This is a genomic window from Wolbachia endosymbiont (group B) of Athalia cordata (assembly GCF_947251845.1).
Classification (GTDB): Bacteria; Pseudomonadota; Alphaproteobacteria; order Rickettsiales; family Anaplasmataceae; genus Wolbachia.
The window spans coordinates 742,500-757,938 of record NZ_OX366383.1; the positions used below are offsets into that span (position 1 = coordinate 742,500).

General features: G+C 35.8%; 19 protein-coding genes. 1 reads left to right on the forward strand and 18 read right to left on the reverse strand.

Annotation, left to right across the window (positions count from 1 at the left end; translation table 11 throughout):
* Nucleotide 1: 1 nt before the first annotated feature.
* From OPR30_RS03390 to OPR30_RS03475, 18 genes are all read right to left on the reverse strand, one after another.
* Nucleotides 2-337, reverse strand: coding sequence for a GPW/gp25 family protein (locus OPR30_RS03390; protein ID WP_265030383.1), 336 nt, complete (start codon nt 335-337; stop codon nt 2-4).
* 46 nt (nt 338-383) lie between these two features.
* Nucleotides 384-773: a GNAT family N-acetyltransferase gene (locus OPR30_RS03395; protein WP_265030385.1), complete on the reverse strand. Its 390-nt coding sequence runs from the start codon at nt 771-773 to the stop codon at nt 384-386.
* Between the two features lie 7 nt (nt 774-780).
* Nucleotides 781-1,107 carry a hypothetical protein gene (locus tag OPR30_RS03400; protein WP_265030387.1) on the reverse strand — a complete coding sequence of 109 codons (327 nt, stop codon included), beginning with the start codon at nt 1,105-1,107 and terminating at the stop codon, nt 781-783.
* Nucleotides 1,104-1,358 carry a PAAR domain-containing protein gene (locus tag OPR30_RS03405; RefSeq protein WP_265030388.1) on the reverse strand — a complete coding sequence of 85 codons (255 nt, stop codon included), beginning with the start codon at nt 1,356-1,358 and terminating at the stop codon, nt 1,104-1,106. The genes OPR30_RS03400 and OPR30_RS03405 overlap by 4 nt, the downstream gene beginning before the upstream one ends.
* Nucleotides 1,355-1,819: a phage baseplate assembly protein V gene (locus OPR30_RS03410; RefSeq protein ID WP_265030389.1), complete on the reverse strand. Its 465-nt coding sequence runs from the start codon at nt 1,817-1,819 to the stop codon at nt 1,355-1,357. Before OPR30_RS03410 ends, OPR30_RS03405 begins: the two co-directional genes overlap by 4 nt.
* The gene (locus tag OPR30_RS03415; protein ID WP_265030390.1) at nt 1,806-2,282 is read right to left on the reverse strand and encodes a hypothetical protein; all 477 of its coding nucleotides are present in this window, start codon (nt 2,280-2,282) and stop codon (nt 1,806-1,808) included. Before OPR30_RS03415 ends, OPR30_RS03410 begins: the two co-directional genes overlap by 14 nt.
* Nucleotides 2,279-2,788: a phage tail protein gene (locus OPR30_RS03420; RefSeq protein WP_265030391.1), complete on the reverse strand. Its 510-nt coding sequence runs from the start codon at nt 2,786-2,788 to the stop codon at nt 2,279-2,281. Before OPR30_RS03420 ends, OPR30_RS03415 begins: the two co-directional genes overlap by 4 nt.
* A complete protein-coding gene (locus tag OPR30_RS03425; protein ID WP_265030392.1) occupies nt 2,789-3,094 on the reverse strand; it encodes a head-tail joining protein in 306 nt (101 codons plus the stop codon).
* 96 nt (nt 3,095-3,190) lie between these two features.
* Nucleotides 3,191-4,195: a major capsid protein gene (locus tag OPR30_RS03430; protein WP_265030393.1), complete on the reverse strand. Its 1,005-nt coding sequence runs from the start codon at nt 4,193-4,195 to the stop codon at nt 3,191-3,193.
* Between the two features lie 32 nt (nt 4,196-4,227).
* Nucleotides 4,228-4,602: a head decoration protein gene (locus OPR30_RS03435; RefSeq protein WP_265030394.1), complete on the reverse strand. Its 375-nt coding sequence runs from the start codon at nt 4,600-4,602 to the stop codon at nt 4,228-4,230.
* A 62-nt stretch (nt 4,603-4,664) separates the two neighbouring features.
* Entirely contained in the window at nt 4,665-5,687 is a 1,023-nt protein-coding gene (locus OPR30_RS03440; RefSeq protein ID WP_265030395.1) for a S49 family peptidase, read from the reverse strand.
* A 13-nt stretch (nt 5,688-5,700) separates the two neighbouring features.
* The gene (locus OPR30_RS03445; protein ID WP_265030396.1) at nt 5,701-7,104 is read right to left on the reverse strand and encodes a phage portal protein; all 1,404 of its coding nucleotides are present in this window, start codon (nt 7,102-7,104) and stop codon (nt 5,701-5,703) included.
* The gene (locus OPR30_RS03450) at nt 7,105-7,329 is read right to left on the reverse strand and encodes a gpW family head-tail joining protein (RefSeq protein ID WP_265030397.1); all 225 of its coding nucleotides are present in this window, start codon (nt 7,327-7,329) and stop codon (nt 7,105-7,107) included. It lies immediately after the preceding gene.
* The gene (locus OPR30_RS03455; protein WP_265030398.1) at nt 7,319-9,154 is read right to left on the reverse strand and encodes a phage terminase large subunit family protein; all 1,836 of its coding nucleotides are present in this window, start codon (nt 9,152-9,154) and stop codon (nt 7,319-7,321) included. The genes OPR30_RS03450 and OPR30_RS03455 overlap by 11 nt, the downstream gene beginning before the upstream one ends.
* Nucleotides 9,151-10,620, reverse strand: a complete 1,470-nt coding sequence (locus tag OPR30_RS03460) for an ankyrin repeat domain-containing protein (RefSeq protein ID WP_265030399.1) — start codon at nt 10,618-10,620, stop codon at nt 9,151-9,153. Before OPR30_RS03460 ends, OPR30_RS03455 begins: the two co-directional genes overlap by 4 nt.
* A gap of 19 nt (nt 10,621-10,639) precedes the next feature.
* Nucleotides 10,640-11,125: a hypothetical protein gene (locus OPR30_RS03465; RefSeq protein WP_264688665.1), complete on the reverse strand. Its 486-nt coding sequence runs from the start codon at nt 11,123-11,125 to the stop codon at nt 10,640-10,642.
* Between the two features lie 7 nt (nt 11,126-11,132).
* Nucleotides 11,133-12,353: a DNA modification methylase gene (locus tag OPR30_RS03470; protein WP_265030400.1), complete on the reverse strand. Its 1,221-nt coding sequence runs from the start codon at nt 12,351-12,353 to the stop codon at nt 11,133-11,135.
* Between the two features lie 113 nt (nt 12,354-12,466).
* Entirely contained in the window at nt 12,467-12,922 is a 456-nt protein-coding gene (locus OPR30_RS03475; RefSeq protein ID WP_265030401.1) for a crossover junction endodeoxyribonuclease RuvC, read from the reverse strand.
* A gap of 468 nt (nt 12,923-13,390) precedes the next feature.
* On the opposite strand from OPR30_RS03475, the gene OPR30_RS03480 reads away from it, so the two are divergent.
* Nucleotides 13,391-14,410, forward strand: a complete 1,020-nt coding sequence (locus tag OPR30_RS03480; protein ID WP_007302864.1) for a virulence RhuM family protein — start codon at nt 13,391-13,393, stop codon at nt 14,408-14,410.
* Nucleotides 14,411-15,439: the final 1,029 nt, after the last annotated feature.

Sequence of the window (15,439 nt, forward strand, 5' to 3'; positions counted from 1 at the left end):
TCTAAACAACTACTCCACTAATACCTATGAATTTGCCTTCTGAAAGATACATACCTTCAAGTACAAGAGTCATTTTTCCTTCTTTAGCTTCAGCAATCTTTACTTTTTCTAACTTAAATCTCTTCTCAAATTTCCCCAGTGCTTCTGCTGTTGCTGCATATATCTCAAGTGTTAAATCTCTATTTATTGGCTTATCCACTAACTCAAATAATCTTGATCCATAATCTCTTCTCATTATTCTACTCTTAATAGGAGTGGTCAGTATATCAATTATTGATTGCTTTAAGTGTTCTAAACCCTCTAGTTCTTTACCTGTTTCTTTGCTCATTCCCTTCATTTGTTTGAATAAACTAAGAATTCACCATGTGGCACAAAACCTAATTTTAAATACATTGATAAACCTTCCTCCGAGGCTTGAAATATTTATATCCCTGCTCTTTGATATAATTTAAAGCAAACTTTGTTATACTTGTTCCAAAACCTCTACATCTAAACTCTGGGTGAGTTATAATATCATATATTCCTGCAGTATTTCCCTTATTTAATATCACGCTTGCTGTAGCAACAGGTACATAATTGCAATATTTAACAAGCAATTTTGTCTTACTATCTTTTATATATGGTTCTACCATCTTATAATATATTAATGCTTCTTTATCACCCGTAGATGCAAATACACGACTAAAATCTACCAATTCCTCCTCTGTTTCTACCATTACTATATCAAGATTGTACGAGCTCACTGCACTAATTTCGTCAACTCTTATCATCATTCCTATCTCAGTTTCTGTGTGTGATAAACCTAGTTGATTTAGTATTTCGTGAGATCTTTCTGACCTTGACCTTGAACTTGCACCATGCATATGGTAAATTCTTCTTCCTATAAAGAGATATTATTTCTTTAGCTATTACAGTTATTCTAGGATCATCAAAATTGCCTCCAAATATCACATTAAATGTATCAGATTCTACCAATCCGAAAACACAGACTACATTTGCAGAATAACGGTAAATACGCATTTTAGGATGTAGTGTAGGTAAATCAGAAATTTTATCTAAAAAATTATTTTCTATAACTTTATCCCAATTTCTATCAATTTTAGTCATTCTGAGAAAACATTATTACTACCTTTCTTCATTGTATTAGAACAAGAAACAATGTCACCAACTCTTCCCACTCCATAGCCATTCGCAAACACTGTTTTTGATCCTTCAGTTAATGCTCTTCCTTCACTAAAACTGTCTCCTTGTCTACACATTGACTTACCGTTTACAAAAACATTATTACTGCCGCTAATGCAGAAATGTGGTATAGCTTCTCCACAGTAGTCTCCTAACCTCACTATTCCTTTGTTCAATTTAAGTCGATCCTTTCTGCTTTCAGTTTTATTTCACTCTTTGTCATCTCTATACTCGATCCTCCAGCTTTCAATGTTATTTTGTCTACTACTTCAATCTCTAAATGATGTTTATCTTTATCGTATGACAACTTTGTTCCATCTTGAAATGTTAAGCTACTCACCTCTTTTTTATTTTCTGGAGCAGAGTACTTTTGTTGATATATTCCAGGAAGTACTACTCCTAAAGATAATTCTCCCAGCGGGGAAAGTATAACTACTTGCTCATCAATACCTGGAGGAGACCAATCTCTATCTTTTCCTGCTTTACTCGTTATCCACGGTAAATAATCTGTTAAAAATTCTCCTATTTTCACTCTTACTTTTGCTTTTTCATAATCTATTTCTTTTACAACTCCTATACGAATAACGTTTGCTAGCTTCCTATTCAGCTCTGAAATCGCAAAACTATGATCCAACATTTATATTTCCTACGTTTATGGTATGTGGCTTAATTTTTCCCTCTAACCAGACTGATTCTCCCACATGCAGATAGTGGACCCATTCAATCAACCACACTAAATATGCATCAAGTTCTGGCCTAAAATCATCTCCTCCTCCTGATATAAATTCTCCTGGTGAAACATTTTCCACGTTCCAAGTATTTTTATTCACTACTCTTGCTACTTCTGCTGCTAATGTTCTGACAATAATAGCTGCATTTTCTATTGTGCTATCAATCACAATTCGTGCTTCAAATCTTGCTTTCAGCGCTAATTCCTCTGTTCCTGGATCATGTCCTTTTTCAAAGCCACTAAGTTCCACAAACACCGCTGGCGCTACTAATTCTTTTCTTATCGATGGATAAATTTCACAAGTTTGAATTGCTGGTATTTCTCTCTTCAGCGTGGTACAAATTTTATCATGTAAATCTTTCAAATTCATCCTTTATAGCTCAATTGACGTTCAAAAAACTTTGTAAAGACTTCTTCAACTTCATAATTAACAAGATTCCCTATTATCCTTGAAGCCTCTGGTTTCAGTGACAATTTAACTTCCTTTATTGGCAATGCTGCCCTTCCTTCACGTTTAAACATACCGCTATTTCCTTTTGGCATAACTGCTGCAAATCCTCCTATAAACTCATGCTTTCCTACTTTCGATCCTCTTCTTGTTTTTTGTATTTTGCCAATTGCCGATGCTCTAATGTCATAGAGATTTGCTCTAATTAACACTTCTAATCTGCTAGTTTTCGCCTTAAAAATTCTTAATCTCTTTCTTATCAAACTTAATTTTATCTTCTTTTCCTCACTAATTTCTCGGGCAGCTTGCGATTTTAACCATAATGCCGTTTTGTTTAGTGCCTTTACCATTGCTAATTCTATTTTTCCTCTTTTAGCATTTACACTGTCTATTACCTTATTACTATTAACTTCTATATGAATAGACATTTACACCCCAGATGCTTCGATTCGCCAGATCATTCCAGATTTATCTCTAAGTGGTGGTGAGTGCACCTTATACTTACAGTTACCAATAACGAAGATATCTCCTACCATTGGATTTAATATATCAAAGACACTCACCTCCAAAATCAACATCTCCCCCACAAATTGTCCTTCACCAATCTCGTATAATTTATCTGGCTCTTGCTTTAATACTTGTACAATGTACGCCTTATTTTTCGACTCATACAAAGCTACTTCTCCTAAATGGGCAAAACAATCTTCTAATAATCGCTTAATATTCTCTTGCATATTTCTTTTTGATATACTAACCTTTACATGCTAAGAAAGCGCATACCGGTAGAGTCGTTCTGTGCCTCACCACCTTGTAGTTACTCTACCAGTATGTTATGCTATAGTGACTTTGATTAATGTTCCTGGTCTATGGCACATTGGCAATGGATTCGACTGCGTATGTAAATCAGTTCCTCTATCAAACCTCCTTGGTTCTTGTTTTGCATAGAGTGGCTGTCCAAGAGTATTTACTGTCTCATTAAAGTCTGCTGGTGCAAAATATGTTGTAAATGTGCTCGCTGTTCCTAGTGGAAAACAGTGCCCTGTATCTTTCTCAATAAATCTTCTCACCGTTCCTTCAGGGTCAGTTGCTTGCCCTCTATATTCCTCAAACGTTATTCCACAGAACGTAAACCCTGACCTCATATCATTCCGAAGCGCTGCTCCTTCTTGCCATCTCTCATATGCTTCTTTCACTTTAGTATGAGAAGTAAGTGCATCAAAAAACTCAGGGCTTATGAGTGCATGAATTCCCGTCATATATTCACCACTTAAGTTGTCTTCAATATGTCGCAATACTTCCAGACACTTACGCTTTACATCAGTTGTTGCTGTTCCAAGGGCAAAATTTACTACTTTTGGCGTGATTTCAAATTCGTTGTACAGATTTAATAATTCACTGCCATCTGCGTCCAGAATTATTCCTTTCAGCGCTCCCATTCGCAAATGCTCTAATGTTATTGCGTGCTTGTTTCTCATTAGCTGTAAATGGTCAGTTATTACGTCTGCAAGCGCTTTAAGTTCACTCTCTGATCCAAATGCCCTTATTCCTTGTACTTCCTCTGGTAACACTACATCATCATGTGGAATATGCGGAATCGTAAATGTTCTTACCTTTCTTTTTCCTCTTTTTCCTACTGTTGCTGGTGCTCCGGGTAACTGCGTTGGTAGTAAACTTAATACTCCGTTTTGCTCTTCTATGGTAATATGTCTAAATCTTACTGACCTACTTGGAAACAAGTTTAAATTTTCAACCCGTCCATAATTTATCGGCAATATATTCATCGCATTTGTTAGTGCCGTCATGCTAAATGCTGTATTTGTAAATGGATTTTGCATTTTTTCTCTCCCTTTTTTCCTATTAATTTTAGTTAAACTCCCTTGCGAAGGATGATCCCTCGTCCTTCAAGTTGCTTTATTGCTGCATTTTTCTGCTCTTCAGTGATATTTGCTGGCCACACAACTGCATGATCTGCTAGCATTGCACTGCGAGTAATAATTACTCCTTTAATATCAGAATCTTTGCTATGTATATCGGTTGTAATTACTCCTACTGCTGTTTGTGTGCCGTCTGTTCCAGTGGGGTTCAGCACTCTAATAAAACCATCATCTGTCTTCTTGGCAACTACTGTACCAAGTTTAATATTTTGACCTTTCGCTACAGTTATTTGGTCTCTTGAATATAGACTTGATGCCTCATACTTTAATATGTCACCTAGATTATTTTGCTCAGTTATACAACTCATAAATTTTTCTCCTTAATTGCTTACCGCCGCTTTTATCAATGCTATATACGGCGGTTATAAAATTAAATACACCGACTTTTCGCTACCTGCATCATCAACTCTTCTCCTGAATTCTGTGGTATTGCACTCAGTATCTCTGTCTTTTTCGTTCGCTCTGCAAGTAACTCCATTAAAACTTCCCGTGCTTTCTCAATACTTACTCCTTGCTCTATAAATTCTCCTATCTTTTCTGGCATCTTTGATACATTACATAATCTTATTATCTCTAAAATTTCTCTACGATAGTTCTCCTCAATTAACTCATCAGTTGTCATACTAACACTCCTACTTTTATGATTGTTGATAAATTCAAAAAATGTTGTAACTCCATCTGCAAGACCTATTTCTACTGCTTTCTCGCCAAAATATAGCCCTGCTTCCGTTGATTTGATTGCTTGTATAGAAAGATTGCGATTACGTGCTATTAGCTGGACGAACATTTCATATAGTCGGTCTACTTCTTTTTGTAAGCTTTCCAGACTTTCAGACGTCATTTGCTCATGTGGGTTTAAATCATTCTTTCGACTACCAGCAAAGATTGTGGTGTACTTAATACCTTGTTTTTCATCAAACCTACTTTGATCTATATGACTTGCTATTACTCCAATACTGCCAACACCAGAAGTTCTGCTCACAAATACCTTCTCAGCGCTAGAAGCTATTGCATATGCAGCAGAGTATGCATCATCATTTGCTATCGCTATTATCCTCTTTTTTCCTCTTGCACTATAGATAAAATCAGCTAAGTCAAATACTCCATTTACTTCTCCTCCCGGACTGTCTATATCAAGTAGAATCGTCTCTATACTTTTATCTTCTAAAGCACTCTCTATCTCTTCATGAATATTTTCATACGAAGTCATGTCTAAAATATGATCAAAAGCTTCTGTTTTTTTAGTCAAAACTCCATAAATACGTATTATTGCTATTCCTTTTGGGTTTATATGAAAATACTTTGAGTTCTTAAAGATAGGTTGTTTGCTGTTATATAATGATAGTAGTTCAAAGCTTCTTCTCTCTACCATTATTGGCTTATTTATCCACATCACCTTCCTTTCCTTATTCTACTTTATGGTTAACGTCAGAATCGAAACAAAGTCCAAAAGAATTAGCACGCTTTTGATCTTCTGCTATTTCTTGGTCAATTTCTTCTACATCGTAACCCATTTCTGATACTACTTCTGCTCGACTTTTGAAGCCATTCCTTACTGCCATTTGCTGTGCTTGCTGATCTTTCAGTGGATCCACCCAATCAAATCCCTGTGGTATCCATTTTACATCTTTAAATACTTGATTATCTGTTGTAGAAAGCTCTCCAGATAAAGTGGCAAGTTCTAGCCATCTACTCCATACTGGCCTGCAAAACTGAAATACTATAATGTTGTGTTGCAGCATAGCGCATCTACGACGAAACTCTATTAATCCAGCTCTGATTGATGAGTAATTAACACCGGTTAAATCTCCTGTTAGCTGCTCATATGTTATCCCTGTACCAATCGCTATTGCCCTCAGTTGCTGTCTCATAAACGCTTCATAACTTCCTCCAACATCTGACGGTTCTGAAAATTTTATGTCCTCACCTGGGTCTAAAAGCTGCATTGTTCCTGGCTCTAAACCTGATAGTGCTACTCCTTGCTCATTACTTTCACCTTCTCCCATGATATTTGCTTCTGGATCGAGTCTCGTAATAAACCCTGCAAACATCGCTGCTGTCTTTTTTCTCACTAATTCTGCATCGTCGTATTGATCAAGCTCATAAAGCTTTAGCAGTATATTAGAAAGCCATGGTTCTCCTCTTATCTGCCCAGGTCTTAATGGTCTATAAATATGTAAAACATCATTTGCTGGTACTCTCACTGATTCACCAAACGAGCCTTCACCAGGGTGTTCTTTAAATAGGTAATATGCTTCTCTTTGCCCAAGCCTGTTAAACTCAATGCCATTACGGATTATGTTACCATTTGCTAAAGTTTGATTTGTTTTATTATCTAAATGTTCAGATTCAAGTACTTGTAATTGCAGAGGTACACACAGACCATCTTCAGGTTTTCGGATCCGCAGACGTACAAAACATTCTCCTCCCTCTATCATACTTCTGCATACTAGAGCTTGTAATCCATAAAAATCACTTATTCCACAGCTATCTGCTTCATCTGTCCATTTTAGCCATAATTCTTGCACCTTCTTTCGAAATTCTCCATCTCTTGCTTTTGATTGCGGTTTTATTCCTGTTCCAATAGAGTTACTTACTATTGTATCAATAATATTTGCTGCATATGGATTTTTTCTTACCATATCACGAGAGCGGCTACGTAAAGTTTCAAGGTTTTGAGACAGCAAATTGTTTATACTTCCTGACTCTGGTTGAAAGTGAAAAAATCTTCTTCCTGAGCCTGCTGCATCCCATGCTGAGCTTTTTATCTTTGGTTTGTTAAATAATTGCTTGAAGGTTTTGAGCAGCATTTATAAAATTCCTTTACTCGTTGAAAAAACAATTTTCCTCTTTGGCTTCATGCCTGCAACTTTTAACCCCGCTTTTATTCGTTGCCTGAGCTCCAATAAATCCTTTATTTGAACTTCCCCGTACCGCACAACATGGTCACCATATGCAATTGAGACAACTCTTTCTCCGCTTTGCAGTTTTTGAATTGCTTTCTCAACTTGAGTTAAATATTTTTCACTGTACATTTTGATTACCAAGCCACTTACTCTGTCTTACTTTTTTAGGCTTTTTGCTTTCCATTTTTCCACTCAAACTATTCCATTTACTCTCTGGCCAACGATCAATTCCAAGCGCAATAGATGCTGCTCTCGCATAAATTCGGCAATCCAGTACTTCATTTCTTTCTCTTACCTTTTGCCACTCTTGTTTGGTGTATCCTTTTACCACTTTGCTGACTAATTGCTCTGCCGTTAGCTGCTTAAAATATTCAGGTGCATACTCGGGAAAATGACAATACCCTGGCGGTGTTTCTTCACCTTCTTTTAAAATATTAAGTAATTGAAAAAGCTCTGACTTTAATATCGATACTCCGACTGGCCATAGCTTTATTCCTCTTTTCAGCTTTTGCCCTCCAACTGTTATATCTACTCTACTTGGGCTGCTCAGCGGCACTAGTGCTTTATTTACACCTTTCACTGCCATTACTCTTCCAGATCCTTGATGACCTCTTACCCAGTTGTATACTTCTTGCGTTGCATACCCTGCATCAACCGCCATCATACTTATCATGTATTCAAGCCCATTTTCACCGATAAAATGATGATTGAGGAGCTCCGAAAGTTTTCCCCATACTTCTCCACTTCCTGTGTCTCCTTCAAATACTCGGTAGTCTATTGACCAACTTTCGCGGCTTTTTCCCCATGCTACAACTTCTACTTCTAACCGATCTTTTTGTACATCTACTCCTGCAGTAAGTACCACTTCTCTCCTAGGTACTGTGCCTACGGGAAAAAATTCTCTCCTGTTAAATAATTGCTTCCAATCTGGTACTTCTCCTTTGTCTACCCAGGTTTCTCCAAGCGTAGTATTTATCCATACTTTTAGTAATTGTTCACTTTCTTTTGCATGAAGAAAATCTTCTACTGCTTGAGTCCAGCTATACCAGCCTACTGGACTATAAAGACTTGAAAGATGAAATCCTTTTTTCTCACCTTTTACTCTATTAGTAGGTCTCCATTCTCCACGCTCAAGCATCTCTGTCTTTTGATGATTTTCTATTTTGCCGCTACATTCAGTGCAGACATAATGTGCTGTTCTTGAGTCATTATCTTCCCATTTAATTTGTGACCATTTTAAAACTTGATAGTAATTACAATGCGGACAGGGAACAAAAAAGTATCTCTTATCTGTTGCTTCAAATTCCTTCTCAATTCTGCTTATTCCATGAATCGTTGGTGTTGATACTAAAAAAATCTTTCGCCGTGCAAATGTATTAGTTCGTGCAATACTGAGCAGTACTGGATCTCCTTCTCCTCCTGAATCTCCTGGATAAGCATCAATCTCATCAAGAAAGAGATACTTTACTGGCATAGATCTCAGTCCTACACTGCTGTTTGCTCCAGTTATTACTACTATTCCACCTGGAAATTCCTTACTTTGTACAGTATTCCCTGAATCTCTTGATCTTGGGTCTTTTACTTTACTCTTTAAACATGGCGTACTCTCTATTAACGGTGCAAATCTTCCCTTTGACCAACGCTTTCCCATTTCAACTGTTGGCTGTACTACTAGCATTGGTCCTGGTGTTTGATCGATAATATAGCCAATCCAATTGTTACCAGCTTCTGTTCCTCCAATCTGCGCTCCTTTCATGAATACTACTTTTTCAGCCTGTGAAGAAGGAGATAGTGAATCCATGATTTCTTTTAAATAAGGAGTTCTTTCTGTTCTCCATTTACCTGGCTCTGATGCTGCAGTTGGCGCTAAAACTCGATACTCATTCGCCCACTCTGATACTTTAAGCTCTGGATCTGGTTTTAAACCTTCAGAAAAAGATGTGGCGTATATCATTGTCTGCATCTACTCATAACTGGTTCTATCTCAACATCATTAACAGTAGAACTACACTCCTCCAGTTCCATAAACATCTTTTTCTGAAATTCCTTTTCTATATATCTTTTGTTCATCTCACTTACCATTATTGCTACAACAAGCGCAAATATCCCTGTTATTGTTGCAAAAATGATTGCACTGCTTATTGTTGTTGCTGTTAACCCTATACATACCGCTATTACTACTGCGCTTACTGAGGTAAAAATACAGATCACACTATTGTATTTTCTTACTTTTGCATCTCTATGCTCTATACACCTATAATAAATTGGTACAGATCTGCCTATCTCATCTGGTAATTTGATGCTCTTTTCTTTAAATAAAGTTTTTAGTAACTCTAAATTGTTTGATTTGATTGCTAAGTGCAGAACAGGTGTATAATTTGCTCCTTTTTTCAGCAATAACTTTACTACATGTAAATGCCTTTTTTCTGCAGCAAGATAAATCGGTGATAGACCTTTATTATTTACAATATCAATATTGATTTCTTCTTTTAAAATTGCATCTACAATCTCAATTTCTCCTCTTTGTGCAGCTAAATGGAGTAGACTATTCTTCTCAGAACCGTATTTATTACTCACCAAAGCCTTCTTTATCTCAGGTTTAGCGTAATCAAATGGTGTCTTGCCGCTATCGTCTTTTACCAGAGGGTCTATATCTTCTCGCGTTAGTAAAACTTCTATTGTTTTAAGTCTTTCAGCGTAATGTAGTGGTGTTTTACTTTCGTAGTCTTGCAAATTGACTTGAGCATTAGGCTCCTTTATTAAGCATTTGAGAATATCAAGACATAAGTCTCTTTCATCGTAATTAGTATTACTTACAGCTATATGAACAGGCGACAATTTCATTGAGTTTTGTCCCATGCGTGCGCTATTTACATCTGCTCCAAGCTTTAGCAGTAACTTTACTATTTCCAACTTTTTGTTATTAACTGCATAGTGCATTGGTGTCTGATTTCGTGCATCAAAGACATCTATTTCAGCATTTCCTTCTTTTACTAAAATTTTGACAACATTCTCATGTCCTATTCCTGCCGCTAGATGTAATGGCGTATGATGCAGAGCATTTCGTACATTAACGTCAACACCTTTTCCTATCAAATATCTAACTGCATTAACTTCACCTATCATTGCAGCTAAATGAAGTAAGTTATCTTGTTCTGATCCGTATTTGTTATTAATTAGCGCTTGTAATATTTCTGCTTTTTCTCCTTCTTTTGCATAATCTAAGGAGGTTTTGCCTTCATTATCCTCAACAAAAGGATTAATGTTCTTCTTCGTGAGTAACAAATCCACCATGCTTAATTCATCAAACTCTATAGCGCAATGTAGTGGGGTCTTTCCGTTTAATCCTCTAACGTTTACATCTACCCCTGGTTGATTAATGAGACACTTTATTAATTCCAAGCTTAAGTTATCAGCCATTTTATATTCAAAATCTTCTTTATATTTGAAATTTAGTATTAGATAATTCTTGGAGTGAGTTTGTAATCTCTTCAGTTAGCACCATATGAATCTTTTCAGTGTCACTCAGTGATGCAAGTAGTGCTGAAACTCTATTCGGAATATTAAGCAAATTATTACGTACAACTCTTGCTACATTAAATGCTTCGTTTTTCACCTCCTCTACTGCTACAAGTTCTCCTATCTCAGCCTTAGCTTTCGCCTCAAGAAGTTTACCTCGTTCCATTTCATTTTTTATTCGCGTTTTTAGCAACATTGTAGAAAGGTTATTTGTATTTTCATTTTCTGGATTTTTCCTCCTCAGTGGCTGACTTGGATCTCTGATTGTTTCTATAGCCCTATTTGCTTGTTCTCGGTCAATGAGTCCATCCTCCAACTCAACTATTCCTTTCTTTACTAAATAACAGACATATTGCTTTGATACTCCTATCTCTCTTGCCCATTCCGTTTGCGTTATCTTTTCCACTTTTTTCTTACTGTTTTTCTTCTTGAATCTCTGAAAAAGTTTTACCAGTACCAGAAAGAATCGCTTCCCTACCTGTGTACACTTGCCAACGTTTTATAGTTACATCTACAAATTTTGAATCTAGCTCTATTGTCCTACAAATTCTTCCTGTTCTCTCACATGCAATCAGTGTACTTCCAGAACCGCTAAATGGATCAAGTACTATGTCTCCTGGTCTGCTGCTGTTTACTATTGCTCTCTCCATTAGCTCTACTGGCTTCATCGTTGGATGTAGTGAGTTATGTGTTGGCTTATCATAAAACCACAGATCACTTTGATTTCTACCACCATGCCACTCACGTTTATTGCCGCTTTTCCATCCATAGAGCATTGCTTCGTATTGTCTTTGATAATCAGACCTGCCTAGCGTAAAATGATTCTTTGCCCAAATGATAAATGTTGACCATTTTCCTCCTGCCTCCTCAAATGCTTTCTGCAACGTTGAAAACTCTGATGATGATATGCAGATGTAAATTGCTCCTTTCGTATATGCTAAAATATGGGAACAGATGTCGTAGAGAAAAAGCTCATACTTTTCACCTTGATTATCGTTTAATATCTTTTTATCTTCTCTCTCTTGACTGCTACCATAATCAACGTTATATGGAGGATCACAAATAGTAATGTCTGCCATTTTATCATCTAACAGCGCTTTATATGATTCAACTACAGAGCTATCACCACAATAGATTCGATGATCACCTAAAATCCATAGATCACCTGGTTTTGTTATTTCTACCTTTTTGTCATCAACAACTAAGTCAGAAAGATCTTCTTTTTCACTATCTAAATCATCAAGGAAATGTTGAACTTTTTCTAATTCAAATCCAGTCATTTTAAGATCAAACTGTAAATCTTCTAACTCTTGAATTTCTACTTTCAAAAGCTCATCATCCCACTTTGCCCAGTTAGCTGATTGATTAGCAAGTAGTCGAAAAGCTTTAGTTTGTGGTTCATTTAAATTATCACTGAGGACTACTGGAATACTTTCCATACCAAGTTTTCTTGCTGCTTTAAGTCTTAAATGACCATCAACCACAGTTCCATCGCTTTTTGCAACTATTGGTATACGAAAGCCGAATTCCCTGATTGAAGCACACATTCTATTTACTACGTCATCATTTTTACGAGGATTACGCTTATATTCGACGAGGTTTTCAACAGGATAGTAGTGGATTGCTAAATTCATATAATTTAAATTCTTAATAATTAAAAGGTTAATATTCAAAATATGTCTAACACTAGAAAAGGCCTGAGGTCTGACCCACCAAACCCGCCAGTATGGCCGAAAGGACCCACTTTTTATGGATTTTTCGTCTTATTAATATCTTTACTAATATAGAACATTAATGCCAAAGCATCGGCCTCATTATCATCTCTAGGTAAAAAACCTTTTTCACGTATCGCTTCAATAACTTCACTCTTACTTGCGTTACCATTACCAGCTATAAAGCGTTTGATAGTTTTAACATTAACACCTTTGTACGGCACATGATGTTCTTCACACCAAGCAGATAGAACGGCAAGAAAACCACCGTAGCAATGCGCTGCATCAGTTCCTAGATGTCTTCTTACTTCCTCAAAATACACTACAGAAATCTCTTTCAAAGAATTAAGCCAATTACGAAAATTTAAGAAGCACATGCCACCTCCACTAAAACGACTAGTATGAAAACTCTCACTGCCACTTTCAATTACTCCATCTGTAAGAATTGCCCAGCCCGTTTGTTTGCCGAGATCAAGTGTTAGGATTGACATTTTCTTTATGTTTGAAGCGCGTAGAGGTAAACTAACCTCGTTGAAACAATGCCCTTCTATTATATATATACCGGATTTCTTACTACTTTTTCCGGGATTTTTTCAAAAAAAGTTAAAATAATTTTAAGACAGCTAAGGAATTAAAGAGCTTTGAAAATCAGCTATATCTTTTACAGCAGCTTCTTCGCTATTTGAGTTGTTTCCATTTTGGAAATAACTGTTTATTTGGGTTTAGAAGAGATTACATGAGATTTTGGCAAAACATATCGTCTCCCCTATCTAAATCAGAGATAACGCTATAATAGCCCTTTAAAATATTTTAAAGAATTAAGTTGCAGTAGAGGCAGTTAATTGGTTATAATGAAAAGCAGCTCTTTCCTACAAGTGCTATATAGAACTTTACCTTTATTAAAAGTGGCTCACATATGTTTCTTCAGCAACAGTTTACTTATAAAGTGGAGGTAGGTAATGGATGAAAGTAAGATCATATTTTATACTACTCCAGGTGGAAATATAGAAATTGAAGTTTTATGCAGAAATGAAAATCTTTGGCTTACACAGAAAAAGATGGCTGAATTGTTTGATGTTCAGTTGCCGGCTATTAGTAAGCATATTAAAAACATATTTGAGTCTGGTGAATTACAGGAAAAAGAAGTTATTTCCACTTTTGATGTCACTGCTGCAGATGGTAAAAATTACCCGACGCAATTTTACAATGTAGATACAATCATAGCTGTTGGTTATCGAGTTAATTCTAAAAAGGCTACATCTTTCAGAGTATGGGCTACAAAAATTTTGAGAGATTTTATCATCAAAGGATTTGCATTAGATAGCGAACGGCTAAAAAACGGCCCAAAGTTTGGCAAAGACTACTTCAATGAATTACTTGAAAAAATCAGGGAAATACGAGCATCCGAACGTAGGTTTTACCAGAAGATTACCGACATTTATGCTGAATGCTCTGCAGACTATGATCCAAATTCAGAAATAACAAAACAGTTTTACGCAAAAGTACAAAATAAATTATATTGGGCAATTTATGGCTTAACTGCAGCAGAGTTGATATGTTCACGAGCTGACCACAAAAAGCTGCATATGGGGCTAACTACATGGAAAGATGGTCCAGGTAACAAAATTCATAAGAGTGATGTCAGTACTGCGAAAAACTATTTGACTAAGGAAGAGTTGAGTGAACTAAATCATATTGTTTCGATGTATCTAGATTATGCAGAACTTCAAGCAAGAAAGCATCGGCTAATGAAAATGCAGAATTGGGTTGAAAAGTTGGATGCATTTCTATTGTTCAATGATTATGAAGTACTTAAAGATGCTGGTAAAGTTAGTGCTGAAGTTGCAAAAGCTCTAGCTGAAGGAGAATACGAAAAGTACAGAGTTATACAAGATAAATTACATGAATCTGACTTTGATGAATTGATTAAAGCAAGTAAAGAAAGTGAGAAAATAACTACAACAAAAACCAGCTTGTAGTTGAGCTATCTGTGTTTGACATCTTGCTTTTGTTTTAATTTCAAGGGGTGAACCACCCTAGTGAAAACATAAATCTTTATAACCAGCTCTTGTTATATATATTTACCTAAATTACAAAAGCTGTTCACTTTTTTGAAAAAATATTTTACAACAAATAAAAAACATGATAAAATAAAGTGAGGCTTTTTGTAGTAAGTAAAAGTTTAAGGTAAAGGATAATTTAGAAATGCCTCATAATCGAGTTTTAAGCTACCTTACATAAGTAACTTAGGTCTTAGTAGTATAATTGTACCCTGGAGTCGTAGAATCTTTTTAAAACGATATTATTAGCCATCTTGTTTTTTGTAAGCATTTGTCTTTCATCTTTTTTTAGGTTATCCAAAATGCAATAGCAGGTTTTTCATATTTTTGTCTCTGTGTTGTATTTTTATTTAGGGCGATCTGATTCATTAAGTCTTTTGAAAATAGAAAAGTAATACACTAAGTGGCTAAAAGCATAGAAATTCAGTGAGTTAAGTATAGTATGTTTTTGTTCCTAATTTTTCAATTTTACTGGAAATCACAAAACTAAGAACAGCTTCTTATTCCTTAAAACCTTACTTTGAAGAATAGGCCACACATTTATCTTCCTTTGAGTGATGCCTTTGACTATCTTACAATAACTAGGTTTATGTCTACTAATATCATGAAATGCAGCTGGTCCACCTGTATGCGTAAGTAGTTAGAGTAGGTTATAGGTGACTTTAAAAAACCGGTTAGTTGCCACTTGAGTTTATTTTTTAAATGACTTTTATATTTCGGTTAAAAATTTAAATGGACGGTATATTAGCCTTTTTGAAAACCATTTCAGTTGAGCACCGCGGAACTTCTCTTAAGGTTTATATTATAATAAACTTATTACAGTTCATGTTTTTTTGCTTAACTTGTTATTTAAAAATTAAAAAAGTAATAAATTAAACACTTAAGCGCGTTAATAATATTTAGGTAGGTATTATGAAAGGTACATATCCTATATGTTCTATTATTATA

Excerpts from the sequence above, each read along its gene's own strand:
- OPR30_RS03390 (WP_265030383.1), bottom strand. The coding sequence starts at position 337 with ATGAAGGGAATGAGCAAAGAAACAGGTAAAGAACTAGAGGGTTTAGAA.
- OPR30_RS03395 (WP_265030385.1), bottom strand. The coding sequence starts at position 773 with ATGATGATAAGAGTTGACGAAATTAGTGCAGTGAGCTCGTACAATCTT.
- OPR30_RS03400 (WP_265030387.1), bottom strand. The coding sequence starts at position 1,107 with ATGACTAAAATTGATAGAAATTGGGATAAAGTTATAGAAAATAATTTT.
- OPR30_RS03410 (WP_265030389.1), bottom strand. The coding sequence starts at position 1,819 with ATGTTGGATCATAGTTTTGCGATTTCAGAGCTGAATAGGAAGCTAGCA.
- OPR30_RS03415 (WP_265030390.1), bottom strand. The coding sequence starts at position 2,282 with ATGAATTTGAAAGATTTACATGATAAAATTTGTACCACGCTGAAGAGA.
- OPR30_RS03420 (WP_265030391.1), bottom strand. The coding sequence starts at position 2,788 with ATGTCTATTCATATAGAAGTTAATAGTAATAAGGTAATAGACAGTGTA.
- OPR30_RS03425 (WP_265030392.1), bottom strand. The coding sequence starts at position 3,094 with ATGCAAGAGAATATTAAGCGATTATTAGAAGATTGTTTTGCCCATTTA.
- OPR30_RS03430 (WP_265030393.1), bottom strand. The coding sequence starts at position 4,195 with ATGCAAAATCCATTTACAAATACAGCATTTAGCATGACGGCACTAACA.
- OPR30_RS03435 (WP_265030394.1), bottom strand. The coding sequence starts at position 4,602 with ATGAGTTGTATAACTGAGCAAAATAATCTAGGTGACATATTAAAGTAT.
- OPR30_RS03440 (WP_265030395.1), bottom strand. The coding sequence starts at position 5,687 with ATGTGGATAAATAAGCCAATAATGGTAGAGAGAAGAAGCTTTGAACTA.
- OPR30_RS03445 (WP_265030396.1), bottom strand. The coding sequence starts at position 7,104 with ATGCTGCTCAAAACCTTCAAGCAATTATTTAACAAACCAAAGATAAAA.
- OPR30_RS03450 (WP_265030397.1), bottom strand. The coding sequence starts at position 7,329 with ATGTACAGTGAAAAATATTTAACTCAAGTTGAGAAAGCAATTCAAAAA.
- OPR30_RS03455 (WP_265030398.1), bottom strand. The coding sequence starts at position 9,154 with ATGATATACGCCACATCTTTTTCTGAAGGTTTAAAACCAGATCCAGAG.
- OPR30_RS03460 (WP_265030399.1), bottom strand. The coding sequence starts at position 10,620 with ATGGCTGATAACTTAAGCTTGGAATTAATAAAGTGTCTCATTAATCAA.
- OPR30_RS03470 (WP_265030400.1), bottom strand. The coding sequence starts at position 12,353 with ATGAATTTAGCAATCCACTACTATCCTGTTGAAAACCTCGTCGAATAT.
- OPR30_RS03475 (WP_265030401.1), bottom strand. The coding sequence starts at position 12,922 with ATGTCAATCCTAACACTTGATCTCGGCAAACAAACGGGCTGGGCAATT.
- OPR30_RS03480 (WP_007302864.1), top strand. The coding sequence starts at position 13,391 with ATGGATGAAAGTAAGATCATATTTTATACTACTCCAGGTGGAAATATA.